20 protein-coding genes are annotated in these 25,321 nt (G+C 64.3%); 4 read left to right on the top strand and 16 right to left on the bottom strand.

Features of this window, described 5'->3' with window-relative positions:
* Positions 1–13: 13 nt before the first annotated feature.
* From B5D13_RS06620 to B5D13_RS06610, 3 genes are read right to left on the bottom strand one after another with little or no spacing between them, the layout of a single operon-like run.
* Positions 14–538, bottom strand: a complete 525-nt coding sequence (locus tag B5D13_RS06620) for a prolyl-tRNA synthetase associated domain-containing protein (RefSeq protein ID WP_078687531.1) — start codon at positions 536–538, stop codon at positions 14–16.
* A 51-nt stretch (positions 539–589) separates the two neighbouring features.
* Complete coding sequence (locus B5D13_RS06615) at positions 590–1,387, bottom strand: Cof-type HAD-IIB family hydrolase (RefSeq protein WP_078687530.1); 798 nt, start codon at positions 1,385–1,387, stop codon at positions 590–592.
* A gap of 54 nt (positions 1,388–1,441) precedes the next feature.
* The gene (locus B5D13_RS06610) at positions 1,442–2,284 is read right to left on the bottom strand and encodes a type III pantothenate kinase (RefSeq protein ID WP_078687529.1); all 843 of its coding nucleotides are present in this window, start codon (positions 2,282–2,284) and stop codon (positions 1,442–1,444) included.
* A 171-nt stretch (positions 2,285–2,455) separates the two neighbouring features.
* Between B5D13_RS06610 and B5D13_RS06605 the strand changes: the two genes are divergently transcribed.
* On the top strand, positions 2,456–4,156 hold the full coding sequence (locus tag B5D13_RS06605; protein ID WP_078687528.1) for an OPT/YSL family transporter: 1,701 nt from the start codon (positions 2,456–2,458) through the stop codon (positions 4,154–4,156).
* 109 nt (positions 4,157–4,265) lie between these two features.
* Here the strand turns inward: B5D13_RS06605 and B5D13_RS06600 are convergent, their stop codons facing one another.
* Positions 4,266–5,129, bottom strand: a complete 864-nt coding sequence (locus B5D13_RS06600; protein ID WP_078687527.1) for a Cof-type HAD-IIB family hydrolase — start codon at positions 5,127–5,129, stop codon at positions 4,266–4,268.
* Positions 5,130–5,139: 10 nt separating this feature from the next.
* On the bottom strand, positions 5,140–6,606 hold the full coding sequence (locus B5D13_RS06595; protein ID WP_078687526.1) for an MBL fold metallo-hydrolase: 1,467 nt from the start codon (positions 6,604–6,606) through the stop codon (positions 5,140–5,142).
* 173 nt (positions 6,607–6,779) lie between these two features.
* Here B5D13_RS06595 and B5D13_RS06590 point away from each other — a divergent pair, with 173 nt between their 5' ends.
* Positions 6,780–7,643: a DegV family protein gene (locus B5D13_RS06590; protein ID WP_078687525.1), complete on the top strand. Its 864-nt coding sequence runs from the start codon at positions 6,780–6,782 to the stop codon at positions 7,641–7,643.
* A gap of 19 nt (positions 7,644–7,662) precedes the next feature.
* On the opposite strand, the gene B5D13_RS06585 is transcribed toward B5D13_RS06590, so the two are convergent.
* Genes B5D13_RS06585 through xylB form a run of 4 tightly spaced genes read right to left on the bottom strand, consistent with a single transcriptional unit; the run spans position 7,663 to position 12,305 of the window.
* Positions 7,663–9,192, bottom strand: coding sequence for a 2-isopropylmalate synthase (locus tag B5D13_RS06585; protein ID WP_078687524.1), 1,530 nt, complete (start codon positions 9,190–9,192; stop codon positions 7,663–7,665).
* Positions 9,193–9,196: 4 nt separating this feature from the next.
* Positions 9,197–9,868: a phosphoribosylanthranilate isomerase gene (locus tag B5D13_RS06580; protein WP_078687523.1), complete on the bottom strand. Its 672-nt coding sequence runs from the start codon at positions 9,866–9,868 to the stop codon at positions 9,197–9,199.
* Positions 9,869–9,887: 19 nt separating this feature from the next.
* Complete coding sequence (gene nudC, locus B5D13_RS06575; RefSeq protein ID WP_078687522.1) at positions 9,888–10,814, bottom strand: NAD(+) diphosphatase; 927 nt, start codon at positions 10,812–10,814, stop codon at positions 9,888–9,890.
* A gap of 12 nt (positions 10,815–10,826) precedes the next feature.
* Positions 10,827–12,305, bottom strand: coding sequence for a xylulokinase (gene xylB, locus B5D13_RS06570; RefSeq protein ID WP_078687521.1), 1,479 nt, complete (start codon positions 12,303–12,305; stop codon positions 10,827–10,829).
* Positions 12,306–12,565: 260 nt separating this feature from the next.
* Here xylB and B5D13_RS06565 point away from each other — a divergent pair, with 260 nt between their 5' ends.
* On the top strand, positions 12,566–13,567 hold the full coding sequence (locus tag B5D13_RS06565; RefSeq protein ID WP_078687520.1) for a LacI family DNA-binding transcriptional regulator: 1,002 nt from the start codon (positions 12,566–12,568) through the stop codon (positions 13,565–13,567).
* 209 nt (positions 13,568–13,776) lie between these two features.
* Here B5D13_RS06565 and B5D13_RS06560 read toward each other — a convergent pair whose 3' ends face one another.
* Positions 13,777–16,284, bottom strand: a complete 2,508-nt coding sequence (locus tag B5D13_RS06560; protein ID WP_078687519.1) for a phosphoketolase family protein — start codon at positions 16,282–16,284, stop codon at positions 13,777–13,779.
* A 430-nt stretch (positions 16,285–16,714) separates the two neighbouring features.
* Here B5D13_RS06560 and B5D13_RS06555 point away from each other — a divergent pair, with 430 nt between their 5' ends.
* Positions 16,715–17,737, top strand: a complete 1,023-nt coding sequence (locus tag B5D13_RS06555; protein WP_078687518.1) for an aldose epimerase family protein — start codon at positions 16,715–16,717, stop codon at positions 17,735–17,737.
* 128 nt (positions 17,738–17,865) lie between these two features.
* Here B5D13_RS06555 and B5D13_RS06550 read toward each other — a convergent pair whose 3' ends face one another.
* The 6 genes from B5D13_RS06550 to B5D13_RS06525 form a co-directional block, all read right to left on the bottom strand.
* Positions 17,866–18,579 carry an L-ribulose-5-phosphate 4-epimerase gene (locus B5D13_RS06550; protein WP_200802622.1) on the bottom strand — a complete coding sequence of 238 codons (714 nt, stop codon included), beginning with the start codon at positions 18,577–18,579 and terminating at the stop codon, positions 17,866–17,868.
* Between the two features lie 4 nt (positions 18,580–18,583).
* Entirely contained in the window at positions 18,584–20,194 is a 1,611-nt protein-coding gene (locus B5D13_RS06545) for a xylulokinase (protein ID WP_078687517.1), read from the bottom strand.
* A gap of 80 nt (positions 20,195–20,274) precedes the next feature.
* Positions 20,275–21,771, bottom strand: coding sequence for an L-arabinose isomerase (araA, locus tag B5D13_RS06540; protein WP_078687516.1), 1,497 nt, complete (start codon positions 21,769–21,771; stop codon positions 20,275–20,277).
* Positions 21,772–21,852: 81 nt separating this feature from the next.
* The gene (locus tag B5D13_RS06535; RefSeq protein WP_078687515.1) at positions 21,853–22,842 is read right to left on the bottom strand and encodes an ABC transporter permease; all 990 of its coding nucleotides are present in this window, start codon (positions 22,840–22,842) and stop codon (positions 21,853–21,855) included.
* A gap of 15 nt (positions 22,843–22,857) precedes the next feature.
* Positions 22,858–24,351: a sugar ABC transporter ATP-binding protein gene (locus B5D13_RS06530; protein WP_078687514.1), complete on the bottom strand. Its 1,494-nt coding sequence runs from the start codon at positions 24,349–24,351 to the stop codon at positions 22,858–22,860.
* A 15-nt stretch (positions 24,352–24,366) separates the two neighbouring features.
* Complete coding sequence (locus B5D13_RS06525; protein ID WP_078687513.1) at positions 24,367–25,317, bottom strand: ABC transporter permease; 951 nt, start codon at positions 25,315–25,317, stop codon at positions 24,367–24,369.
* Positions 25,318–25,321: the final 4 nt, after the last annotated feature.

Here is a 25,321-nt window from a genome sequence, read left to right as displayed (position 1 = left end):
CTGGCCGTCGGCGTTACCTGCCGGCGCGGGGGCCGGCTTCCTCCGCGTCGTCGGGCCCTAGGTCAAGAAAGAGCACGCGCGTCCCGTGTTCTCTCTGAAGCGTCACGAGGTCGTCCATCTGGACGAACATCGTCGCGGTGTTGACAAGTGGGTGCGCATCGATGCGCCGCCCCTTCAGGTTTCTGTCGTAAATCATGGTAACGGTGCGACCCTCGTCGTTCAGCACGCCCCAGGGAGTCACGCTTCCCGCGACGAGGCCCAGCATGGATACGAGGTCCTTCTCGCTGGCAAACGAGAGGCGCCTGCTGGGAATGCGAGCGGCGAGCGCCTTGAGGTCGACTCTCTGGTCCTCGTGGGCCGTAACCAGGTAGTAGTTGCGCTTCTTGTCGTCGCGCAGGAAGAGGTTCTTGGTGTGGGTCCCCAGCTCGGGGATACCCACGGCGTCACCCTCGGCGACCGTGAATATCGCCTTGTGATGATAGACCTCATAGGGCACGCCCCGCTCGTCAAGCATCTGGTAGAGATCGTCCTCGGTCATGCTTCCTCCTTGTTCGGGGCAGGCGGGCGCGATCGGACCCGGACGTCCGTCCTAGGCGTCGATCAGCCCCAGACGGACGCAGGCGTTATAGATGCCGTCGTGGTCGACGTCGTCCGTTACGAAGCTCGCCATCTCCTTCACCTCGGGGTTGGCGTTGCCCAGCGCGACGGAGGTGCCCACGGCGTCGAGCATGCCGATGTCGTTGCCGCCGTCGCCAAAGGCCACGGCCTCCTCGGGAGAAATGCCGTACATCTCGAGCACGCGGCGCACCGCACGGGCCTTGCCGCCGGCACGCGGGAAGACGTCCACGAAGTCGGGATTCCAGCGTGTAAGCTTCACGTTCCTGCAGGCGCTGGTGAGCACCTCGGTCTCGCCCGTCGCCAGGTAGGCGTTGAGCTGGAAGATGTCGTTGTGCAGGGCCTCGTTGACGTCGCCCTCGGCAAAGCGCAGTCCGACCTGCCGCTCGACGCGCAGGACGCGCTCGGAGTGGCGGTTTACGTAGCAGCGGCCAGCCTCCATGAAGAGGCAGTCATAGAGCCCCCGGTTGACCTGCTCGACGACAGCCGCGATGTCGCCGGGGTCCATGGCCTCACGATAGAGAACCTCGTCGCGATTCAGGATGAACTGGCCGTTGAACAGGATGAAGGCCTCGAGGCTCTCGATGGGGATCTCGTCCACCTGATAGGGAGGTCGGCCCGTGGCCAAGAAGCACTTGACGCCCCTGCGCTTGAGCTCGTTCAGGGCGATCTGCGCAGAGTCGGGGATGTGGTGTGTCTTGAACGACAGCAGCGTACCGTCGGCATCAAAGAAGGCCGCCTTGATGGGGCGTTCGACATTCCAAAGTGGCATTAAGCACCCTCACTTCCGTCCAATTGAGACCGCTAGCCACGCTAGGCCACGCGGCTAGCGCGACACGTTGACAAGGTAGATCTGATGGAGCCCGCGCAGGGTCAGGGCGCCATCCAAGGTCGTCCGATGGGCAAGAAGGGCGGCGACCCAGGCCGCGTCGTCTCCCGTCAGGACGACGGGCGCCTCCTGCCCCAGTTCATCAAAGACCCGGTCGAGGAGGCCGTCGATACGGGCGGCCGACCCCAACACCACGCCGGCGCACATGGCGTCGCGCGTGCTCCTCGCAATGACCGACGAGGGCGCCTTGAGCTCGATGGAGGGAAGACGTGCCGCCGTCTGGGCAAGCGCGCGAGCCTCCAAAGGCATGCCCGGCGCGATGATGCCGCCCGCAAAGGCGCCCCTGGCATCGACCACCTCGATGTTGGCCGTCGTTCCCAGGTCGATGACCACGACCGGAGCGCCGTAGCGCCCGCGGGCGGACAGGGCGTCCGCGATTCGGTCCGGGCCGACCTCGGAGGGGTCGTTGTAGCACAGCCTGAGCCCCGTCTTGAGGCCCGGCCCCACGACCAGGGGACGCGTCTTGCAGGAGCTGGCGAGCGCCTGGGTCCACGGGGCGACGAGCGTCGGGACCACGCAAGAGAGGATGGCGCCCAGGGGAGGCCGCGCGAAACCTCGCGACTCGTGCCCTGCGTCGCGGGCTGCCTCGAGGTCCTGGGCCAGAACGGAGAGCACCTGCATGACCTGCATGCGAGCCTCGTCGGAGGTCAGCGCCTTTGGCGTCGTGAGCTCCCAGGTCCCCAGGGGCTCCGCCTCCTTATCTCCGTCGGAAGAGAACAGCCCGAAGCGCGTCGTCGTGTTGCCCACGTCGACGGTCAGGCAGCATAGCGGTCTCGTCATAAGTGCCAGCTCCGTTTCCTTACGCACTTCTCCCCCCATTGGTCAAAGAAGAGGTAGCTATACTGTAGCAAGTCTGACGCTCGTCCAGCGCCAGACGCAGGTAACCCGACTTCTCGGCCGCGGCATGAGCCGCCGCGCCAGGGGGAAGCGGATATACGCAAAGGAGACCATATGGACAACAGGAACGGCCGCGCCTCCTGGCGCGGGCAGCTGACGTTGCGCGGATCGATCGTCGGCGTACTTGGCTGCATCATCATCACGGCATCTTCCGCCTATACGGCGCTCAAGCTTGGGGCCCTGCCGTGGCCCATCGTGTTTGCGGCCGTAGTGTCGCTGTTCTTCCTCAAGCTGATGGGCAACGCCTCGCTCAACGAGGCCAACGTCACCCACACCATCATGTCGGCGGGAGCCATGGTCGCAGGCGGCCTTGCGTTCACCATCCCCGGCGCCTGGATGCTGGGACTCGCCGACGAGTTCGGCTGGCAGCAGATCTTCCTCGTAGCGCTCTGCGGAACCGTCTTGGGCCTGCTCAGCACCGCGCTCATCCATCGCCACTTCATCGTCGACGCCAAGCTTGAGTTCCCCACCGGAACCGCGGCCGCCGAGACCCTTCGCGCGACCGAGGCGGGCGGCAAGACCGGCACCCAGCTGTTCGCGTCGATGGGCATCGCAGGGCTCTACAGCCTGCTTCGCGACGGCCTGGGCATCATACCGACCATGCTGTGCACGCTGCCCATCCCCGGCGTGGCCTTTGGCATCTACAACTCGCCCATGATGCTCTCCATCGGCTTCCTGGTCGGCACCGGTGCCATGCTCTTCTGGATTGGCGGCGCGGTGTGCGCCAACTTCGGACTGATCGTCGGTGGCAGCGCCGCGGGCCTGTGGGACGTCGCAACCGCCCAGGGCATCGTGGCCAGCCTGGGCATGGGGCTCATGATGGGCTCCGGCGTCGCAACCGTCCTGAAGGACATCCTGCCCCAGGTCGCCGGCATCGTCCGCGGCCTGAGGAGCAGCTCCTCCGAGCAGGGTGAGGACGCACGCTCGCTCATGAGCGGCAGCGTCAGGACCGATGCGGGAATCCTGGGCGTGGGCGTCGCCGCCTGTGCGCTGCTGGCCTGCTTCGGGCTGGGCCTCTCCCCCGTCGCCTCCGTCGTGGTCGTCGCGCTCAGCTTCGTCACCACCATCATGAGCGCGCAGTCCTGCGGCCAGACCGGCATCGACCCCATGGAGATCTTCGGCCTGATCGTTCTTCTGGCCATCGCCGCCCTGGGCGAGTCCTCCCAGGTGAAGCTGTTCTTCGTGGCCGGCGTCGTCGCCGTCGCCTGCGGCCTTGCCGGTGACGTCATGAACGACTTCCGCGCCGGTCACCTGCTGGGCACCGACCCGCGCGCGCAGTGGCTTGGCCAGGCCCTGGGCGGTCTGGTGGGCGCCGCCGTCGCCGCGGCCGTCATGGTCGCCCTCGTGAGCGCCTACGGTCCGGACGCCTTCGGTCCGGGCAAGGACTTCGTGGCAGCCCAGTCCTCGGTCGTCGCCACGATGATATCGGGCATCCCCAGCATCCCCTGGTTCGTCGGCGGACTCGTCGCAGGCATCGCCCTGTACTGGGCCAAGATTCCGTCCATGATGATTGGCCTCGGCGTCTACCTGCCCTTCTACATGTCGTTCTCGAGCTTCCTGGGCGTCATCGTCAAGCTTGTCTTCGACAAGGTCGCCGCCGCACATCGCAGCAGCATGACCGAAGAGCAGAAGGCGGCGGCAGCCGAGAGGGACAACGAGGCCGGGCTGGTCGTGGCCTCCGGCACCCTGGGCGGAGAGTCCATCGTCGGTGTCATCATAGCGTTCGTGGCCGTGTTCGCGAGCCTGGCCGGCTAACATCGGCGCCATGCGCAAACGAGAGGACCGCCCCGGCGAGCCGGGGCGGTCCTTTTGTCGCTCGCTATGATGCGGCGGAAGTCGGGAATCGACCGAACGGCAGGCCTCGCTATGCGCCGAAGCGCTCCAGCCCGGGAATGTGGCGCGAGAGGGAGAGCGCGATGCCGTCCTCGTTGTTGGAGAGCGTCACCTCGTTGGCAACAGCCTTGGTCTGCTCGACCGCGTTGCCCATGGCAACGCCGCAGCCAACGAGCTCGAGCATGGAAGTGTCGTTCTGCGCGTCGCCGAAGGCCATGGCGTCACGCAGGCCGATGCCCAGCCTCTCGAACGCGCACATGATGGCATTGGCCTTGTCTATGCCGCGTGCCGTGAACTCGAAGAAGAACGGGGCCGTGAACATGGAGCTGAGCTTGCCCGAGAAGGGCGCGGCCATCTGCTCGTGATGGGCCTGGAGGTAGGTGGGCTCGCCGGCCACGAGAATCTTGCTGGTCTCAAAGTCCGCGAACGCGGCAAGGTCGCCCTTCTCGCAAAGCAGGTAGTTGTTGGAGCGGGCCTCGTACTCGATGATGTTGTAGTAGGGGTCGGGAACGAAGTCCCTTCCAAGCGCGCAGCCAAAGACGTCAGTAGTGTAGATGTAGTCGCCGTGATAGAGCACGGGCCACACGTCGAAGCCCTTCATGTGGTCGAGCACCGCCCTCACGTCCGCGGCACCCATCGGACGCGAGAAGTAGGTCTCGCCCGTGGCGCAGTCCATCACCTGGGCGCCGTTGTAGCAGATGAAGACTCCGTGGTTGCGATACATGTCGAGCTCCTCGGCATAGCAACGCAGGCCACCGGCCGGGCGGCCGCTTGCCAGCATGAGGCGGACGCCCTGCTCTTGGGCGGCCAGGAGCGCCTCGCGGGTCTTGGGCGTAATCTCCTTGCGGTCGTTCGTGAGGGTTCCGTCGATGTCCAGAAGTATTGCCTTGATCATATGGTGTGTCCTACTCCTTCTTTTCGTACTCGAGCAGCCCGCCGTGGCCGCCCATGACCTGCCAGGAACCCGGTCCCAACAGTGCGAAAAGGTACTTTCGCTCGGTTCGCTCGAGCTCGGGGGCCGAGTCGACCGAGGTCATCAGGAAGGGCGACAGCAGGTTGAAGGCCCGCTGCGGCTTGGTCTGGCCATGAATGTTGATGAAGACGTCCCCCGAGACGCAGATGCGCTGGCCGCGCTCGATCAGCACGGTCTCGCCCCTCACGTGGCCTCCAGCGCCCTCCCACACCTCGAAGTGGAGCGGCCCGACATCCAGCCAGGCAGGGTCTCCCGTCGTCGAGCTGATCACGCGCGCGATGGGCTCCTCGGCGTCCTTGGGACGACGTCCCAGGCAGTGGAAGCCGCTCATCCAAGGGGACTCGTACCCCGTGATCATGTTGGTGATGGCCACGTAGGGCGCGTGACTCGGGTTGCGCTCGCGCCAGTCCGGCTCGCCAGCGTGCTGGAAGCGGAAGTTGTCCATCACGTCGCCGACCGCGTGGACGCGGTCGAACAGGTCACAGCAACCTGCGTGGTCCACGTCCCCATGGGTCAGGAAGAGCTCGCGGCATCGCTCGTCCCAGTCGGGAAAGAGCTCGCGCAGGGTCGCCTCGAACTCCGCGCGGAAGCACGAGTAGCCCGAGTCGATCGCGAAGATGGTATCCCCGCAGTCGAAGAGCCAGGTATTGCTGCCGCAGGGAGGCTCGATGAGCACGGAGGGCACGCCGCCGGCAGTCGAGAAGTGCGTGACGCGCCCGTTCTTGCGATACGCCTCCCCATGGCTGCCGCAGATGGCGTCGGCGAACTCCCTGAGGTAGGCGAAGGGCTTGTAGGGGTTGTTGGTGGTTCGCTCGAGGTTCTGGACGATGCGGTTGCTGTTGATCATGATGCTGCGGCACTGCTCTGAGTCCAGATCGAACATGGAGCCGATCTCGAGGGCGAAGTCGACGTAGAAAAGGTTGTTGTCCAGCACGTCGACCGTCTTGTCGTACCTGCGAAGGACGGTGGGGCAGATGGCGTTGGCCTCGTCCATAAAGGCGACGAAGTCCTTCTCGCCCTCGACGTAGAGACCCATGAGAACCGACTGCTCGCCGCCGTGGTCGACGCGCGCGTTGATGTAGCTGATGTTGTAGCCGTAGCGGTCAACGAGCTCGAGCATGGGGACCATCGACCCGGGATGCGAGTCCATGCGCGACTCGATCAGCCTGACGTCACCAACCGAGGCCCGCTCGGGATGCAGGCCACGACGGCTGAGCTCGGCCTCTGCGGCCTCTATCGCGGCCTCGGTGCCCTCCGCCTCGAGAAAGAAGGTGTGGACGTCAACCACCTTGTTGTAGTTGACGCGCAAGATGTCGAGATCAAGATCGCGGAACACGCGCGAGACCCCGAGAAACGACCCCGCCTTGTCGGGCAGTACGATGGCAAAGTTCTTCTTCATGTGGCGCTCCTCGTGGCACGCAAGAGTCATCCTTGCCACTTTAGCAAGACACGACACGCGCTACGCGCACGGTGGTCCCAACCATGTCAAGTACATGGGACGACAACATCTGATAGCCTGTACGAGCTGGTAATGAATTGGCGCGCGGACGCCCTTTTTTGCTGGGAGCACACATGGTACGCTTCATCCTTGTCGCAGAGACCGGTTCGGACATCACCCCCGAGGTCGCGGAAGACTTGGGCATCGAGATCGTCCCCATGCACGTCAACTTTGGCGGCCACGACCTCGATGACGGCAGCTTCCCGCCCGAGGACCTCTACGAGAACTACCGTCGCACCAAGGAGCTCCCGCACACCAGCGGTTCCACCCCACAGGACTTCACGCGCGCCTTCAACCGCATCCACGCCGAGCATCCCGAGGCCCAGGTGGTATACCTTGCCTACTCCTCCGTCACGACGGTGAGCTATGCCTCGGCGCTGGCCGCCGCAGAGGGGCGCGACTACGTCACCGCCATCGACACCAAGAGCGTCAGCGCCGGTCAGGGCATGGTCGTCACCAACACGGCACGTTGGCTCAAGGCAAACCCCGAGGCGACCCTCGACGAGCTCAAGGCCTTCGTGGATGACCAGGTGGCGCGCATCCGCATGTCGTTCATCCCCGGCGACCTCGAGTACCTGCGCGCCGGAGGCCGCCTGTCAAACATCGCCTTCCTAGGTGCCACGCTGCTGCGCATCAAGCCCACGGTGGAGATCCAGGATGGCAGGCTAGTCGCCACCGACAAGCGTCGCGGGTCGCGCCTCAAGTGCATCGTCGCCCTGACGCGCCACTTCCTCGAGGCCGAGCCCCTGGACGCCGGACGCATCAGCTTCATCTACTCCGTGGGCGACGCACCCGACCCCACCGAGCGCGAGGCCGTCGAGCAGCTGGCCCACGAGCACGGCTTCGAGAGGATCGAGTGGGTCAAGACCGGCTGCGTCATCGCGTCGCACTCCGGCCCTGGCGCCTTCGGCATCGTCGCCATGGCAAAGGGCGCGTAGGCAGCGGGTGGCCGCAACGCTAGGCGTCTCCGCGCTCCATCCTGATCAGGCGGTTGAGCGCATTCACATAGGCCTTGGCGGACGAGACCACGATGTCGGTGTCGGAGCCACGACCCGAATAGACCGCGCCGCCGCTCGCCACGATGCGCACGGTCACCTCTCCGATGGCGTCGATGCCGCGCGTGACAGCCTTGACTACGAACTCATGAAGGTCACCGTGAACGGCGACGACCTGGTCGATGGCCTTGTATGCCGCATCAACGGGACCGGCCCCGGTCGCCGCAGCGACATGCTCTTCTCCGTTTTCATCGGTGATGCGCACGGTCGCCGTGGGCGTCGCCACGTCTCCGCAGACCACCTGAACGGAAGAGAGCGTATAGACCGCGCTAACGTCTCGCTCGCGCTCCTGCGCAAGCGAGTCGAGGTCCTCATCGAACACTTCCTTCTTCTGGTCGGCCACCTCGAGGAAGCGACGGTAGACGCCCTCGAACTCCGTCTGGGGGAAGCTGTAGCCGAGCTCTGCCAGGCGATGCCTGAGAGCAGCGCGGCCGCTGCGAGCCGACAGAATGAGCTCCGATCCCTGAGCGCCGACCTCGTCAGGGTCGATGACCTCGTAGGTGTCGCGGGCCTTCAGCACACCGTCCTGGTGGATGCCCGACGAGTGCGCGAAGGCATTCGCGCCCACGATGGCCTTGTTCGCCTGGACCTGCATGCCCGTGACGCGGCTCACGAGTCGCGATGCCTTCGTGAGCTCGGACGCGACGACGTCGGTGTGGGCGTCGAGCGCGTCCTCGTGCATCCGGAGCGCCATGACCACCTCTTCGAGGGCGGCATTGCCCGCGCGCTCTCCCAGCCCGTTGATGGTGCACTCAACCTGCGTGGCGCCCTCCCTCACGCCGGCAAGCGCCAGCGAGGTCGCCATGCCGAGGTCGTTGTGCGTGTGCACGGCGATGGTCACGTCCTCGATGCCGCGAACGTGCTCGCGAAGCCCCCTGATGCGCGCGGCAAACTCCTCGGGCAGCTGGCAGCCCGTCGTGTCGGGAATGTTCACCACGGTCGCGCCCGCCTCGACGGCCGCCTGAACGACCCGCTCAAGGAAGGACTGGTCCGCACGACCAGCGTCCTCTGCGTAGAACTGGACGTCCTCGACGTAGCGCTTGGCATAGGCGACGCTGCGCCGTGCGCGCTCCACGCACTCGTCCTCGCTGATGCGCAGCTTCTCGCGCAGGTGCTGGGGAGAAACGCCCAGTCCCGTGTGGATGCGCGGGCGACTTGCGCCCCGCAGCGCCTCGGCGGCGCAGTCGATGTCCTTCTCGACCGCACGGGCCAGGGCGACCACGGCGGCGTCGTCTCCCGCGAGCTGACCGATTTTCTGAACCGAGCGGAAGTCGCCCGGCGACGAGATGGGAAAGCCAGCCTCGATCGCGTCGACGTGCAGGCGCAGCAGCTGTCGCGCGATGATGAGCTTGTCGTCGGTGTTCATCGACGCGCCGGGCGACTGCTCGCCGTCGCGCAGGGTGGTATCGAAAATGTAGACCTTACGACTCATGCAGCTAACCCCTTTGCTCGGCCCCGCGCGCGGCTGCAAGCGCGGCCGACACGAGCTCCAAAGACTTCGTTCCGCCCACATCCAGGCGAGACCCCATACTCACGCCCCAGGGGCGCAGGTCCTCGACAGCCGCAGCGACGTTGTCCGCGCCAAGGCCGCCCGACAGCATGAACGGGCGGCGCAGTCCCTCGATGAGCGACCAGTCGAACGCCTCGTCGCGCCTCCAGTCGCCGTCCAGCAGGACGAAGTCGGCCTTGCTCTCGTTCGCCTTGCGGATGTCGTCCGGCCCCGCCACCAAAAACGCCTGGACGATGGGCACGTCCACCAGCTCTCGCAGGAAAGTGATGTAGGGGTTCTCCTCGCTCCCGTGAAGCTCGACGACGTCGAGGACCTCGTCGGCAAGCTCGGCCACCAGCCCCAACGGCTGGTCGACGAAGACGCCGACGGCGGGGATGGTGGACTCCAGGTGTGAGACGAGGTTCCACAGCTGGTCGCGATCGACGCTCCATGGCACGCTGGGATAGTCGACCAGAAAGCCGCATAGGTCGGGCGCGGCCTCGTTGACCACATGGACCTCCTCCTCGCGCGACACGCCGCGCACCTCGGTGCGCAAATAGCCGCTCGACCCGTACAGGATGTCGTGCGTGACAATTGTGGTGATGCGTCGTCCCAGCATGCGACCCCCTTCTGCCTTCCTACACTTCTCCCCTTGCAAACGCCTCGATCATTCTGTTCGTCAGGCTGGACGTGTCCTCGTGCGTCTTTGGCAGGTCGTCGCGCGACCACCACTCGCCCAGGCGCAGTTCCTCCCCATCGACGTGAATCGAGGGGTCTCCCGCGACGTCGCAGAAGAACCCCGCGAGCAGCGAGTCCGTGAACGGCCAGGGCTGTGAGGCGTAGTAGCGTAGGTTACAGACGTCCAGGTCGACCTCCTCGCGCACCTCGCGCGCGACGGTCTGCTCGAGCGTCTCGCCCACCTCGCAGAAGCCCGCGACGAGCGCGTAGCGGTCATACCCGTGAGCGTACTTGGTCAGCAGCAGCTTGTCGCCGTTGGTGATGCCCACGATGACCGCGGGGTTCAGACGGGGATAGACGACGTTCTGGCAGGAGGGGCACGCGAGCTCGCGCGAGGTGGTCACGTGTCCCAGCTCTGCCCCGCAACGCCCGCAGTAGTGATTGAGCTCGTACCACCGGGCCAGCTGACGTGCCGTGATGGCGGCAAAGGCCAGGTGACGCGGCCGAAGGTAGCGCATGAGGTTCATCTGGGTGGGGACGAAGCCGGCACGGGAAAGCGCTGCCACGGCCGCTCTGAGCGGCTCGGTCCCCAGGCTGCCCTCGACCAGATAGAAACGCGTCCGGTCGATCGAGAAGAGCATGCGCGGGGCAAGCGTGCGTAGTGCCTGGACCGAGGTCCCTCTTGACCCGTCGTCCTTTGACGTATCGTCCAACGCGCGCTCCCAGTCGCGCAGGGTCGGAAGGACGAGCCCCGCCTCGCCCTGGGAGGCGATCACCTGCCCGCGGGTCTCACGGTCGCGGGAGAACGCCAGAAGGACGTCGTCCTCGCGAGGGGGATCCGGGATGTAGCCGTTGTCAAAGAGATGAGCTCCGATGTCTTGGATCATGTGCCCCCCACGTTACAGAATCTGTTGATAGACAGACTGTAGCGCGGGATACAGGCTGTGCCACACATCGTAATGACCTTGATAGAGAGAGCGGATCTTTAGGTTCGGCATGACCATGCGCGGACTCACCTTGACCAGGGCGTGGGCGCACTCCCCCACGTCCGGGTACAACCCGGCCGAGACCGCCGCCAGCATGGCCGCACCGAAGGCCGGCGCCTGCTCGGTCTGGGGAATCTGGAGCGGAATGCCCAGCACGTCTGCCACGATGGCGCGCCACAGCGGGCTCTTTGCGCCTCCGCCGCAGATGGTCGAGGCCAGCACCTCAACCTCCTCCTCGCGCGCCGCCCCCAGGCAGTCGCACAGCGCGTACGCCACGCCCTCGAGCACCGCCTGCGTCATGTCGGCCCTGGACGTGTCCATGCGCATCCCCACGAATGCCGCACGTGCCCGCGGGTCGTTATGAGGGGTCCGCTCGCCCATGAGGTAGGGCAGGAAGTAGACGTCGTTCTGCCCCAAGCGTCCACCCTGCACCAGCGCCTGCTCGGCCTCGTAGTCCGAGGCCTGAAGAATCTCGTCCATCCACCAGCCGTTGCAGCCGGCGCCCGTCAGGATGCAGCCCATCAGGTTGAAGCCGCCATCGGCCGAGCAGAAGCTGTGCAGCCGATTCCTCCCGTCGGTCAGGAAGCCCTCCGTCGTCATAAATATCGTACCCGCCGTGCCCATGACGATGTTGCAGCGGCCGGGCCCCACGGCACCCGTGCCCACGGCGGCGCTCGCGTTGTCGCCCGCACCCGCGCACACCCTCACGCCCTCGGGAAGCCCCAACTGACGCGCGATCTCGGGCAGGACCTCGCCGACGGTCTCCCAGCTCTCGAACAGCTGCGGCAGCTGGCACTCGCGCAGTCCGCAGACGCTCATCATCGGGCGGCTCCAACTGCGATTCCGCACGTCCAGAAGGAGCGTTCCGGAGGCATCGGTGCAGTCGGTCGAGGCGACGCCCGTCAGGCGTAAGTTGACGTAGTCCTTGGGCAGCATCACCTTTGCGATGCGCGAGAAGTTCACGGGCTCCTCCTCGCGAAGCCACAGCAGCTTGGGAGCGGTGAAGCCGGTGTAGGCGACGTTTCCGGTGTAGGACGCGACGGTCTTCACGCCGACCTCGCGGTTCAGATAGTCGACCTGATAGCGCGTGCGGCTGTCGTTCCACAGGATGGCCGGGCGGATGACCTCGCCCTTCTCGTCCAGAACGACGAGACCGTGCATTTGGCCGCACGACCCAAGGGCAACGACCTGCGAGGCATCAAAACCCTCCAGCAGGCGCGGGATGCAGTCGCATACGGCATTCCACCAGAGTTCGGGGTCCTGCTCGCTCCATCCTGGCTCGGGAAAGGACGTGGGATACGAGGCGCGCTCGATGTTCAAAACCGCCCCGGCCTCGTTCATGAGCAAGCACTTGGTGGCGGACGTCCCGATGTCCAAGCCAATAAAGAGCATGAGCCCCTCCCGTCGCCCGGATCGTCAGACCTTTCCCATCGTAGCCCCACGCAGGCGGTACGCGACGAGGCTGCCTGCGAACGGCAGGAAATAGAGCGACCTAAAATGATTCATAAACATGTCGCCAGCATTTTGCCTCCGCTTCCCGAACTCACATTACCGCTGGAAAAATAAACAAAAGTCCTCAATCAGAACCACTTCGGAAAGAGTACTTTAGTTATAAACACGTTTGCTAATCGTTTTGTTCCAGGGAGTCCATCGTGAAGGTCGGAGTACGAGACATCAGTCGCAAGACGGGCTACTCGCCCGCCACCGTCTCCAACGCGCTCAACCGCAAGCGAGGCGTCAGCAAGGAGACGGCCGAGGCCATCCTTCAGGCAGCCCAGGAGCTTGGCTACCAAAGGCCCAGCAGGATAGACAGGATCCAGTTCATAGTCGCCCGCAAGAGCGGAAAGATTCTGGACGAGAGCGACTTCCACCCCGCCGTGGTCGACGGGGTCGAGCGCGAGGCCAAGGCAAACGGCCTGCCCACCAACTACATCACGGTCGACCTGAACGACCCGTCGGGGACCCAGCGCATGCGCCAGATGTGCCAGGACCCCTCCGGCGGCATCGTACTTCTGGGAACCGAGATGGACGAGGAGGACTACGCCCCGTTCTACGATTCGGTCGCGCCCCTCGTGGTGGTCGACGGCTGGTGTCAGCACAGCTTCATGGAGGCCATAGTCATCTCGAACGAGAGCTCGGCCTACCACGCCGTCCACTACCTCATCTCGAAGGGCCACAAGAAGATCGGCTACATCCAGGGAACCACGAGCATCCGCAACTTCCCGCTGCGCGAGCGCGGCTGCAAGCGCGCCCTCGAGGAGGCCGGTCTGAGCTTCGACGAGAAGTACCGCGTCAAGGTCGGCACGTCGCTGCGCACCGCCTACCAGGATGCCAAGTCGTGGATCGACACGAACCCCGAGCTGCCCACGGCGTTCTTCGCCGAGAACGACGTGCTGGCCTGCGGCGTCGAGCGCGCGCTCATCGAGGCGGGCTACCAGGTGCCCGAGGAGGTCTCGCTCGTCGGCTTCGACGACCTGCCGGCCGCCACCATCATGCTGCCCGCTCTCACGACCATCCACGTCCCCAAGCACGACATTGGCAAGATGGCCGTCCAGAAGCTCATCGAGCAGGTAAAGAACCCGCACGAGTTCACCTGCACCACGCACATCTCCACGACCTTCGTGGAGCGCGACAGCGTCTGCGAGAGGCACTAGCGGAGACGTCGGCAATGACGGCAGTGCCAAGGCGCGGAGACGGAAGGCGAGAAGGACTTCGCCGACCGACTCCGCGCCTTTTTTGATGCGTGGTCACATGAAAAGGGGAGCCCCCTCGGACCCCCCTCTCTTAGTCCCCCTCAATCGACCGGACGCCCACGGGCGAGCCGGCAGCGGCGTGTCGGGTGCGGTGTTCCTGTCAAGAGGCGCTACTCCTCGTTGTCGCCACCCGTCGAGGACATGGCCGCCGCGGAGTTGTCCTGCCCCACGACGTCGCGCCAGCACCACTCGGTGAAGCGGGGGTGGTCGTAGCCATTGGCGCAGGCGAACTCAAAGGCCTCCTGGCGGAAGGCGCGGTACTCGGCAATCTTGTCGGCGAACTCCTTTGCGTCGACCAGCTCGAGCGCATGGGCGGTCAGGGCGTAGCGGTCCATCTCGTTCAGGCGAAGCATGTCGAAGGGCGTCGTGGTGGAACCCTCCTCCATGTAGCCGTGAACGTGGAAGTTGTCATGGCCGGGGCGCTCGTAGATGAGGCCGTGAATCGTGTGGGCGTATGCGTGGAACGCGAAGAGTACGGGCACCTTGGTGCCGAAGAGCTCCGAGAACTCCTTGTCGGAAAGAGCCTCGTCGTTCTGACCCGCATTCTGGATCGAGAGCAGCTTGACGACGTTGACGAACTTCACCTTGAGGCCAAGGTCCTGAAGGGCGTCAGAGGTCGCGAGCATCTCGAGCGTGGGCACGTCGCCGCAGCAAGCGAGCACGATGTCGGGCTCTTCTCCCTTGGCCACATTGCCAGCCCAGTCCCAGGCCGCCGCGCCCTTCTGGAGCTCCTTCTGGGCGTCGTCAATTGTCTGGAAGGTTGGCGCGGGCTGCTTGCCGGCGAAGATGGCGTTGATCCTGTTGGTGGAGCGGTATGCCTCCTGGCCCACGCAGAGCAGCATGTTGGCATCGGCCGGATAGTAAATCTGGACGACGTGGTCGTTGTGGAAGTTCTTGTTGAGCAGCAGGTCCACGAAGCCGGGGTCCTGGTGGCTGAAGCCGTTGTGGTCCTGGCGCCAGACATGGCTGGAAAGCAGGATGTTGAGCGACGCAATGGGCTTGCGCCAGGGGATGTGCCGCACGGTTGCCTCAAGCCACTTGGCATGCTGGTTGACCATGGAGTCGACCACGTGGATGAACGACTCGTAGGAGCTCCAGACGCCATGGCGACCGGTCAGCAGGAAGCCCTCAAGAAGGCCCTCGCACTGGTGCTCGGAGAGTTGCTCGATGACCGAGCCGGTCGAGCTGAGGTAGGAGTCGTTCTCGGGATCGGCGTTGAAGCCGGCATCCCATTGCTTGTCGGTCAGGCGATAGGCCTCCTGCAGACGGTTGGACGCGGTCTCGTCAGGACCGAACACGCGGAAGTTGGTGAAGTTGAGCCTCATCACGTCCGCCGTGTACTGGCCGAAGACGCGCGACGCCTCGGTCATGCCGTAGCCGTGCCCCTTGCTGGCCACGTCGATCTCGTAGTCGTGGACATCGGGCAGCCTGAGGTCGTGGCGGAGCAGGCCGCCGTTGGCGTTGGGGTTGGCACCCAGGCGCAGGTCGCCCTCGGGCATGAACTCGGTAACCTCGGGGCGTAGGGAGCCGTCCCTATTCCAGAGCTCCTCGGGCTTATAGGAGCGGAGCCAGCCGCGCAGCACGCGGAAATGCTCGTGGGTGTCACGGGCGGACGCCAGGGGCACCTGGTGGGCACGCCAGGAGCCCTCGGTCTTCTTGCCGTCGATGTACTTGGGACAGGTCCAGCCCTTGGGCGTCTTGAAGACGATCATGGGGTAGGCGGGGCGCGCGGTCTCGCCGGCGAGGGCGCGCCACTTGATGTCACAGATCTCGTTGAAGACCTGCTCGAGCAGGGCCGCGAAGCGACGGTGGATCGAGATGGCGGGCTCGTCGTCGAAGCCGGCCACGAAGGTGTAGGGGTGGTAGCCCATGCCGCGGAAGAACTCGTTGCGCTCCTCATCGGAGATGCGGGCGAGGATGGTGGGGTTGGCAATCTTGTAGCCGTTGAGGTGCAGGACGGGCAGGACGATGCCGTCAGTCAGCGGGTTGACCAGCTTGTTGGTCTGCCACGACGTGGCAAGCGGTCCGGTCTCGGCCTCACCGTCGCCCACGACGGCGAAGGCGAGCAGGCTGGGGTTGTTGAGGACGGCGCCATAGGCGTGAGAGAGCGTGTAGCCAAGCTCGCCACCCTCGTGGATGGAGCCCGGAGTCTCGGGCGCGAAGTGGCTGGGGATGCCTCCGGGATAGGAGAACTGGCGGAAGAACTTCTGCAGGCCCGCCTCGTCGTCAGTGATGTCAGGGCGGATCTCGGCGTAGGTGCCATCCAGCTTGGACTGCGCGGTACCCGCGGGTCCGCCGTGGCCCGGCCCCATGAAGAAGACGACGCTCTGGCCATGGTCGTGGATGAAGCGGTTGACGTGGCCCATCAGGAAGTTCAGTCCCGGCGTCGTCCCCCAGTGCCCGACCAGGCGGTGCTTGACGTCCGCTCGGCCGAAGTCGCGCGTCTGACCCGTCTGCTCATCGACGAAGTCGCTTCGCATGAGCGGGTTGCTCCTCAGGTAGATCTGTCCGACGGACATGTAGTTGGCGGCACGCCAGTACTTGTCGACCCAAGCGATCTCCTCCTCGGGAACAGGCGCGTCGAGCTTCTTCCAGGGGGTACCCAGATCTTCAGCCATAACAGTCTCCCTCGACAAAACGTTTAGCAACTATTTTGGCACCATGTGCCACGTTCCAACAGCCCCTACGATAGGAAGTTACAAGAGGTCAATCAAGACAATTCGCCCAACGGTAGGTGTTTATCTGGTCGTTTACTAAACCAAATTAACCGTTCGTGAATTACGTCAACAAATGACCTCTCTAAGATAGACAATGTGCAGATAAAATGCATTGTTTAGTAGCGTGCGAGCTTAACGAGAAGGGTTTCAGCCCCGCTTCTGCCCCACTCCTAAAGGACAAGGCGTTTTCACCCGTTTGCTAGGCACTTCTCCCCTCCATGCCTTGCGCCTATCCTTCAAGCGGCCCCACCGAAACGTCAGGCGAAATCGAGCCGGGGCGCCTATGGTGGAGGCAGCGACATTACGCGAAACGAATCGACGGGAGAAGCACATGTCACTTAGGACGAGCGTCTTTGGCGTGACCGAGAGCGGTCACGAAGCGCACCTGTTCACCCTCGAGAACTCCCACGGCATGCGGGTCGAGCTGACCGACCTGGGCGCATGCGTGGTCAGCGTTCGCGTACCCGACGCGCACGGGGGCTGTCCCGACGTCTGTCTGGGCTACGACGGCGTGCGTGGCTACGAGCACAACTCCGCGGACTTCGGCGCAATCGTGGGACGCTGTGCCAATCGCATTGCGGGTGCCTCGTTCGAGCTCTCGGGAACCACCTACCGCCTTGCGGCGAACGAGGGGCCCAACAGCCTCCACTCGGGCCCACACCTGTACTTCGAGCGCCTGTGGAAGGCAACCGGGACGACGGACGACTCGGTAGCCTTCAACCTCCTGAGCCGTCGCGGCGACCAGGGATTCCCCGGCGCCGTCGACGTCAACGTCACCTACACGCTCACCGAGGAGAACCAGCTGGGCATCCGCTACGAGGCGACGCCCGACGACACGACGATCATCAACCTGACCTGCCATGCGTACTGGAACCTGAACGGGCACGCCTCGGGAAGCGTCCTTGGCCACGAGCTCCAGATCGAGTCGACCCACTACACGCCCGTCGATGAGCACCACATTCCCACGGGAGACGTCCTGCCCGTCGCCAGCACGCCCTACGACTTCATGACCCCCAAGGACCTGGGGGACGACATCGCGCTCGTTCCCGGGGGCTACGACACCAACTTCGTGCTCCAGAACGAGGAGCGGCTCGAGCGCGCGTGCACCCTGGTGGGAGAGCGTTCCGGCATCGCAATGGACGTCATCACCGACTCGCCAGCCCTGCAGGTCTACACCGCAGGCGGCCTTGACTGCATGGGAAAGGACGGCTGCCACTACGGGGACCACTGTGGCGTGGCGCTCGAGACGCAGTTCTACCCCGACGCGATCCACCACAAGGCCTGGCCGCAGCCCGTCTACGACGCCGGCCACGCCTTCCGCTTCACGACCGTCTTCGCTTTCAGGACCGCCTAGCCCAAGCGCGGGGCGCGATGCCCCTTGAGCGCAGCCACGGCACGCACGAGCACAAAGAGCCCGCCCGGCAACACCGGGACGGGCTCTTTCGCAGGACACGCGGACGGGGCGCGTTGGAAGCGAAGTCGCTACTTGCCCTGGCCGTAGTAGGCGTTGGGGCCATGCTTGCGCATGTAGTGCTTGTCAAGCAGGTACTGGGGGGCAAGGCAGTCGTCGATGGCGCGACCCGAGGCATGGGCGAGCTGCTCTGTGTGCAGCGCCATCTTCGCGACCTCCTCGATCACGACAGCATGGTACACGGCGGCCGCCGCGTCCTTCCCCCACGAGAACGGGCCGTGGTTGCGAACCAGGCAGCCGGGGTGGGCAATGTGGTCGACGCCCTCGAAGCCCTCGAGGATGACCTTTCCAGTGTTGAGCTCGTAGGCCTCGCGAATCTCGCCGGCGGTCAGCCCGCGCATGCAGGGAACGTCACCATAGAAGTAGTCCGCGTGCGTGGTGCCGTAGCACGGGATGGAACGGCCGGCCTGTGCCCACGACACGGCGTTGCTGGAGTGCGTGTGGACGACGCCTCCGATGTCCTCCCACGTCTTGTACAGGACCGCATGGGTCGCCGTGTCCGACGAGGGATTGAGCTCGCCCTCGACCTTGTTGCCGTCAAAGTCGACAACAACGAGGTTCTGCGGGGTGAGCTCGTCGTAGCTCACGCCCGAGGGCTTGATCACGAACAGACCCCTCTCGCGATCGACTCCCGAGGCATTGCCCCAGGTGAACACCACGAGGCCGTGCTTGGGCAGGTCCATGTTCGCCTCGTAGACCTCGTCTCTCAGCTCTTTGAGCATCATCCTTCTACGCCTCCCGTGAGAAGTGCTTCTCGGCGGCCTTCTCGGCCTCGTTCGCGCGCTTGAACGCCTCGAGGAACGAGCGATAGCCCGCCACGTCGTCGGCATCGGGCTCGAGCGTGACGCCCTCCATGTCGGCGAAGACCTTGTTGTTGAGGAAGTCGGCCAGCGACTCGCCGTCGGCCTTTCTGAGCATGTAGGATGCGGCGACGGCCTGGCCCCAGGCACCGCCCTCGCCCGCCGTCGCCATGACGGTCACGGGAGCGTCGAGCGCGGCCGCGAGCAGGCTCTGCGCGACCTTGGGCGTCTTGAAGATGCCGCCGTGGCCGTAGAGCTTGTCGATCTTGACGCCCTGCGCCTTGAGGGCGTCATTGCCCGCGGCAAGCGCGCCGAAGGCCGCCATGATGTTCATGCGCATGAAGTTCGCGATGGTGAAGCGCGCGTTCTGCCCGCGCAGGAACAGCGGGTAGCCGGTCTGGACGCCCATGACCGTCTCGCCGCTGATGAACGGCAGCGAAACCAGGCCGCCCGCGTCCTTCTCGCCCGCGAGCGCCTCGTTGAACAGCGTGGTGTAGATGGAACCCTTGTCGACCTGGTGCCCCATGACGCGGCTGTAGTCGGCCAGCAGGTCGACCCAGTCGTTGATGTCCGAAGTGCAGTTGTTGCAGTGGACCATGGCAACGGGATCGCCCACCGGCGTGGTGACCAGGTCGATCTCAGGCGCGGTCGAATCCTTGAGCGCATGCTCGAGCACGACCATCGAGAACACCGAAGTGCCTGCCGAGACGTTGCCCGTGCGCTGGGCGACCGAGTTGGTGGCAATCATGCCGGTACCCGCGTCACCCTCGGGCGGGCAGAGGGGGCATCCGCTCTGGAGGTCGCCCGACGGGTCGAGCAGCCTCGCGCCCTCCTCCGTCAGGTGGCCGGCCACCTCGCCGGCGACCATGACCTTGGGGAGAAGGTCCTCAACCTTCCACGCAACGCCCCTCGAGGCGACGAGCTCGTCGAAGGCCGCGATCATCTTCTTGTCGTAGTCCTTGGTGGTCGAGTCGATGGGAAACATGCCCGAGGCGTCTCCCACCGAGAGTGCCTTCTGGCCCGTGAGCTTCCAGTGCGCGTAGCCCGCAAGCGTGGTGAAGTGGGCGATCTTCGAGACGTGCGGCTCCTCGTCGAGCACGGCCTGGTAGATGTGCGAGACGCTCCAGCGCTCCGGAATGTGGAACGAGAAGAGCTGCGAGAGCCCCCTAGCCGCACGGGTCGTGGTGGTGTTTCGCCAGGTGCGGAAGGGAACGAGCAGGTTGCCCTCGGCGTCGAACGGAAGGTAGCCGTGCATCATGGCGGACACGCCCATGGCGCCGACCCTCGAGAGGGTGAGTCCGTACTTCTCGCTCACGTCGGCCTTGAGGCTGGCGTAGGCGGCGGCGATGCCATTCAGGAGCTCGTCCTCCGCATAGGTCCAGAAGCGCCCGTCGAAGCTGTTCTCCCAGTCGAAGGTACCGACGGCGATGGGTGCGTTGTGAGAGTCGTTGAGGACCGCCTTGATGCGGGTCGAGCCATACTCGATGCCCAGGGTGGTGGCGCCGTCCTCAATCTCGCGCTTGATCTGGTCAGTGGTCATGACCCCTCCTTGATAGAAAAGGCCGCGCCCCAGGGCGGGACGCGGCCGGGTGTTTACGAGCCCTTACCGGACGCGTCCTCCTAGCGATAGAAGACCTCGCCGAGCTTGAGGTCGCGCTGGAAGTCACGAAGGTTGGTGTTGGCGTCAATCACGACCGGCTCGATGTCCATGCTCTCGGCCCAGTCGACCATCTGGTCGGCTGACAGGTCGAACGACATCGCGGTGTGGTGCGCGCCGCCCGCATAGATCCAGGCGGTGGTGCCGACCTTGAGGTTGGGGCGCGGCTCCCAGAAGACGGTGCCGGTGGGGAGCATGGGCATGGGCTTCTCGACGGGCTTGCAGTCGATGTCCTGGATGATCAGGCGGAATCGGTTGCCCAGGTCGACCAGGGAGGTTGCGATGGCCGGGCCGGTCTTGCCGGTAAAGATCAGGCGCGCGGGGTCCTCGCGCTCGCCCATCGACAGCGGCGTCGCGCGGATGGCGATGCGGCCCTCGGCGACGGAGGGGTCAACCTCGGACATGTGGGACTCGAGGATGCCCTCCTTGCCCTTGACGAGGTTGTAGGTGTAGTCCTCCATCAGGGCAGAGCCCTTGGCGTCCTTCATGCCGGCGGTCATTATCTTCATCAGGCGCACCATCGCGGGAGTCTTCCAGTCACCCTCGGGGCCAAAGCCGTAGCCCTTGGCCATGAGGCGCTGGATGGCCAGCGACGGGAGCTGCTTGAGGCCGCCGAGGTCGCCGAAGTGATCCGAGAAGGCGTTGTAGCCATGCTCGACGAGGAAGCGCTCGATGCCGATCTCCTGGGCGGCCTGAACTTCGACGTGGCGACGGAACTCCTCGGGGTCACGCCCGTCGAGAACGAGCTCGTAGGTGTCGTAGTACTCGTCGGTGAGCTCCTTGACCTCGGCGTCGGTGACGGCGTCGACATAGGGGACGAGGTCGTTCACAGGCCAGGCGTCGACGGTCCAGCCAAGCTTGACCTCGGCTTCGACCTTGTCGCCATCGGTGACCGCGACGTTACGCATGGTATCGGCGAAGCGGCAGACGCGGATGTTGCGGCTCTCGTTGATGCCCACCGCGACGCGCATCCACTGTCCGAGCTCGGCCTGCGCCTCGGGGTCCTTCCAGAAGCCGAAGACGACCTTGTGGTTGATGCGCATGCGCGCGAAGATGTGGCCGAACTCGCGCTCACCGTGGGCGGCCTGGTTCTCGTTCATGAAGTCCATGTCGATGGAGTCGTAGGGGATCTCCTCGTTGTACTGCGTCGCGAATTGGCACAGGGGCTTGCGGAGGTCCTGAAGGCCGTGAATGTAGGACTTGGAGGGCGAGAAGGTGTGGGCCCAGGTGATGATGCCGGCGCACTCGTCGTCCATGTCGGCAGCGCGGAACGTGCTCTGGATGACGTCGTTGGTCAGCAGGTTGGGCTTGACGACCACCTCGTAGGGGACGAGGTCGGACGCGTTGAGGGCGGCTGCCACCTCGACGGCGTGCTCGTGGACATGGGCGAGGACCTCGTCGCCATAGAGGTCCTGGGTGCAGGGGCAGAACCAGAACTTGTACTTCTTGATCTCGAGCATTGAATGCCTCCTTGAGACTGTGGGGCACAGGGCCCCGGGGGGGCCGGGCGCACGGGGCGCCCGGCCGAAGGAAAGGGGAGTCTACTTGATGACCTGGTTGGAGTCGCGGTCGGAGAAGAGTGCGAGGAACACCAGGAAGACGACGCCCATGATGAGCTGCTTGGGAGCGGCCTCGAAGCCCATCATCGACAGGCCGCGGTCGAGGATGCAGTAGGTGAGAACGCCGACGACGATGTTGGAGAAGCGCACCTTTGCGCCGCCGGAGATGGGGAGTCCGCCCAGGACGAGGGCGAGCATGATCTGGGTCTCCATCATGTTGCCGCCAGTCGCGGTCACCGAGCCGTTGCGGATAGCGAGGATGAACGCCGCGAAGCCCGTGATCGCACCGGCCGCGATGTAAACGAGCGTCTTGGTCTTCTGGACCTTGATGCCGGCGAAGCGAGCGGCAGTCTGGCTTGCGCCGATGGCCTTGAGGTTGCTTCCCAGCGGCGTGAAGTTGAACACCACGTAGAACACTGCGAGGCACACGACGGTGATGGTCAGCAGGAGCGTCGGATTGTTGAGGCTCCCTTGCAGGTAGCCGGCGCCCTGTGCGGGGGCGTTGGTGGTCAGGAACGCGACGATGCCGCGCAGCAGGAACATCATGCAAATCGTGACGATGAACGAGGCTATCTGCCTGCGCACGTGGAAGTACGCGTTGACCGCGCCGATGACCGCGCCGGTAAGGATGCCGCCGACCACGGAGAGCACGGGACTGACGTGCGAAAGCGTGCACACGACGATGCAGCACACGCCGATCATCGAGCCTTGCGAGAAGTCCAGCGACCCCATGGACATGATCATGAAGACGCCGATGGCGGAGATCATGAGCACGTAGGTCGAGTTGAGAATCAGGCGCAGGTTCTTCATCTGGACGATCTTGCCCTGCGTCGCGACGGCGAAGAACAGAAGAATCAGAGCGAAGCCAATAAGAGGAAGGATCGAGCGGAAGTTGACCTTCGTAAGAAGGCCGCCTTTGCCCTTCTCCCCCATGGCGTTGGCCATGACTGCGGAGTTGTTGATGTCAGACATTTGGTTCGCCTCCCACTAAACCATCAGAGCGATGAGGTCTTGCTCGGTCAGCTCCCTGGAGCGCTCGAGCTCGCCGTTGATCTTGTGGTCCTTCATGACCAGGATGCGGTCGCACATGCCGATGAGCTCCATGATCTCCTCGGAGATGACGAGGATCGCCTTGCCCTGCTTGCGCATCTCGTCGAGAAGGGCATAGATGTCTGCCTTGACCTTGATGTCAATGCCACGCGTGGGCGAGTCGAGGAGCAGGATGTCGGACTCGGCGCCCAGCCAGCGGGCGAGGACGACCTTCTGCTTGTTGCCACCCGAGAGCGCCGAGACGAACTGGTCGGTGTTAACCATCTTCACGGACATCTCCTTGGCGTACTTGTTCGCAAACTGTTTCTGCCTGCGCTTGGAGAGGGGAAGACCCATCTTGCGCAGCGAGGGCAGCGTGATGTTGTCCTGAATCGTGTCGGCAGTGAGCAGCGACTCGTTGTCGCGGTCCTTGGACGCGTAGGCGATGGAGTGGTTGATGGCGGTGTTGATGTCCTTCACGGACGTGCCGTCAGCCAGGGTGACTTCTCCGCTCCTCTCGAACGACGCGCCAAAGAGTGCCTTGCCAACCTCGTGCATGCCGCACTCGGACAGGCCACCGATGCCGAGGATCTCGCCCTTGTGCAGGTCGAGGGAGACGTCCTCGAGCTGGTTGGGGACGGAGACGTCCTTCATCGAGATGGCCACGTCGCCTGCCATCGACCCCTCGTAGTCCTCGCGGTAGTAGTGCTCGGACATCTGGCGACCAACCATCAGGGTCTTGAGCTCATCTTCCGTCACGTCCTTCGCGCTCACCGTCTTAATGAACTCGCCGTCTCGCAGGATGGAGATGGTGTCGCTCATGGCAAGGACCTCGGCCATGTCGTGACTGATGAAGATGACGGTGCGGTTGTCCTCGCGGACCTTGTTCATGACGGTAAACAGCTCGGCGCGGCCGTTCTGCGAGAGCGCCGTCGTGGTCTCGTCGACGACGAGGACCTTGGGACCGAACCATGTCGACTTGACGATCTCGACGAGCTTTCGGTCCTCGAAGTTGTAGTTCTCGATGGGGTCGACGGCCTTGATGTAGTCGAGGCCGTAGCTGTCAAGAAGCTCCTGGGCCTTCTTGATCATGGCTCCGGTGTTCTTGATGCCGCCGGAGATGAACTGGTCTTCGTCTCCCAGGAACATGTTCTCGGCGACGGTGAGGCCATCGAGCGTTCCCTGCTCCTGGACGATGACGGCAGCCCCGTGGTGGTTGGCGTCGACCTGGTTCTTGGGCTCGATGCGCTCGCCATCGAGCTCGAACGTGCCCTCGCCGATGCTGATGATGCCCGTCAGCATGTTGGTAAAGGTCGACTTGCCCGAGCCGTTCTCGCCGATGAGCGCGTGAATCTCGCCCTTGTTGAAGTCGAGGGAGACGTGATCTACGGCATGCGTGGGCCCGAACTGCTTGTCGATTCCCACGGCGTGGAGCATTACTTCCTTGGCCATGTTCTTCTCCCTCCCTTACTTGACTACCGCGCCGTTGCGACGCTTAGTGGTCAGCGTGACGATGGCAAGCAGCGTGACGCCGGTGACGATGTTGTTGACGGTGGTGGGCATGCCGAGGGCGACGAAGCCCGCGAAGATCATGGCGACGATGTACTCGCCCATGAGGATCGAGAGGACCGGATGTCCGTACTTCTTGAAGGCAAGCCCGAAGAACGTGCCCATCAGGGGCTGGAAGTTGAGGGCCTGGGAGAGCATGCCGGTCTGCGGGGTCTGGGCGGTGCCGTAACCCAGGTAGAGAATGGACATGACACCCATGAACGTTCCGCAGAGGGTGAATGCGATCGCCTTGTACTTGTCGACGTCGACGCCCATGTTCTTTGCGACGAGCTCGTTGGCGCCAATGGCGTTGGTGTACGTGCCGATCTTGGTGTAGTTCAGGATGAACCAGCAGAGGAGGAACGCGAGAAGGGCGACGATGAGGTTCCAGGGATAGGACCCGAAGAGCTTGTAGGCGTCGTCGAGACGCGTGCCGTTGACGTCGGCAATCCAAACCGAGAAGCTCTCGTAGATGAGGGAGAGTCCGGTCGTGACGATGATCGACGGAATATGCATCTTGATGTAGGCAATGCCGTTGGTGAGGCCGAGAATGACGCCCACGACAACGGGAACCACGATGACGGAGAACCAGCCGAGCGTCGGGATGAGCGCGATTGCGGCAAGCTCGGCGGCAATCAGAATCGAGCCGATTGAGAAGTCGAACAGACCCATGACGCAGATGAAGTACATGCCACAGCCGCCGATGGCGTAGATGAGGGCGGACTGCAAGTAGGACATGAGCTTGTCGGGGGCACCGAACGTTGCGGGGGCCCCGACCTTGAAGACCGCCCAGATTGCAAGGGCAATTAGTGCGAGAAGGCCGACGCCATACCACTGGCTCTGCTTTGCCTTCTTAAGAAACGATTGCATGCAT

The sequence above is a fragment of the Olsenella sp. KH1P3 genome, from assembly GCF_900167315.1.
GTDB lineage: Bacteria > Actinomycetota > Coriobacteriia > Coriobacteriales > Atopobiaceae > Olsenella_J > Olsenella_J umbonata_A.
The sequence above is the reverse complement of the archived record's forward strand: the minus strand, read 5'-3'. Positions and strand labels throughout refer to the sequence as shown.

What these genes read in the sequence shown, in the direction of transcription:
- B5D13_RS06620 (WP_078687531.1), bottom strand. Translation starts at nt 538, where the DNA reads ATGACCGAGGACGATCTCTACCAGATGCTTGACGAGCGGGGCGTGCCC.
- B5D13_RS06615 (WP_078687530.1), bottom strand. Translation starts at nt 1,387, where the DNA reads ATGCCACTTTGGAATGTCGAACGCCCCATCAAGGCGGCCTTCTTTGAT.
- B5D13_RS06610 (WP_078687529.1), bottom strand. Translation starts at nt 2,284, where the DNA reads ATGACGAGACCGCTATGCTGCCTGACCGTCGACGTGGGCAACACGACG.
- B5D13_RS06605 (WP_078687528.1), top strand. Translation starts at nt 2,456, where the DNA reads ATGGACAACAGGAACGGCCGCGCCTCCTGGCGCGGGCAGCTGACGTTG.
- B5D13_RS06600 (WP_078687527.1), bottom strand. Translation starts at nt 5,129, where the DNA reads ATGATCAAGGCAATACTTCTGGACATCGACGGAACCCTCACGAACGAC.
- B5D13_RS06595 (WP_078687526.1), bottom strand. Translation starts at nt 6,606, where the DNA reads ATGAAGAAGAACTTTGCCATCGTACTGCCCGACAAGGCGGGGTCGTTT.
- B5D13_RS06590 (WP_078687525.1), top strand. Translation starts at nt 6,780, where the DNA reads ATGGTACGCTTCATCCTTGTCGCAGAGACCGGTTCGGACATCACCCCC.
- B5D13_RS06585 (WP_078687524.1), bottom strand. Translation starts at nt 9,192, where the DNA reads ATGAGTCGTAAGGTCTACATTTTCGATACCACCCTGCGCGACGGCGAG.
- B5D13_RS06580 (WP_078687523.1), bottom strand. Translation starts at nt 9,868, where the DNA reads ATGCTGGGACGACGCATCACCACAATTGTCACGCACGACATCCTGTAC.
- nudC (WP_078687522.1), bottom strand. Translation starts at nt 10,814, where the DNA reads ATGATCCAAGACATCGGAGCTCATCTCTTTGACAACGGCTACATCCCG.
- xylB (WP_078687521.1), bottom strand. Translation starts at nt 12,305, where the DNA reads ATGCTCTTTATTGGCTTGGACATCGGGACGTCCGCCACCAAGTGCTTG.
- B5D13_RS06560 (WP_078687519.1), bottom strand. Translation starts at nt 16,284, where the DNA reads ATGGCTGAAGATCTGGGTACCCCCTGGAAGAAGCTCGACGCGCCTGTT.
- B5D13_RS06555 (WP_078687518.1), top strand. Translation starts at nt 16,715, where the DNA reads ATGTCACTTAGGACGAGCGTCTTTGGCGTGACCGAGAGCGGTCACGAA.
- B5D13_RS06550 (WP_200802622.1), bottom strand. Translation starts at nt 18,579, where the DNA reads ATGATGCTCAAAGAGCTGAGAGACGAGGTCTACGAGGCGAACATGGAC.
- B5D13_RS06545 (WP_078687517.1), bottom strand. Translation starts at nt 20,194, where the DNA reads ATGACCACTGACCAGATCAAGCGCGAGATTGAGGACGGCGCCACCACC.
- araA (WP_078687516.1), bottom strand. Translation starts at nt 21,771, where the DNA reads ATGCTCGAGATCAAGAAGTACAAGTTCTGGTTCTGCCCCTGCACCCAG.
- B5D13_RS06535 (WP_078687515.1), bottom strand. Translation starts at nt 22,842, where the DNA reads ATGTCTGACATCAACAACTCCGCAGTCATGGCCAACGCCATGGGGGAG.
- B5D13_RS06530 (WP_078687514.1), bottom strand. Translation starts at nt 24,351, where the DNA reads ATGGCCAAGGAAGTAATGCTCCACGCCGTGGGAATCGACAAGCAGTTC.
- B5D13_RS06525 (WP_078687513.1), bottom strand. Translation starts at nt 25,317, where the DNA reads ATGCAATCGTTTCTTAAGAAGGCAAAGCAGAGCCAGTGGTATGGCGTC.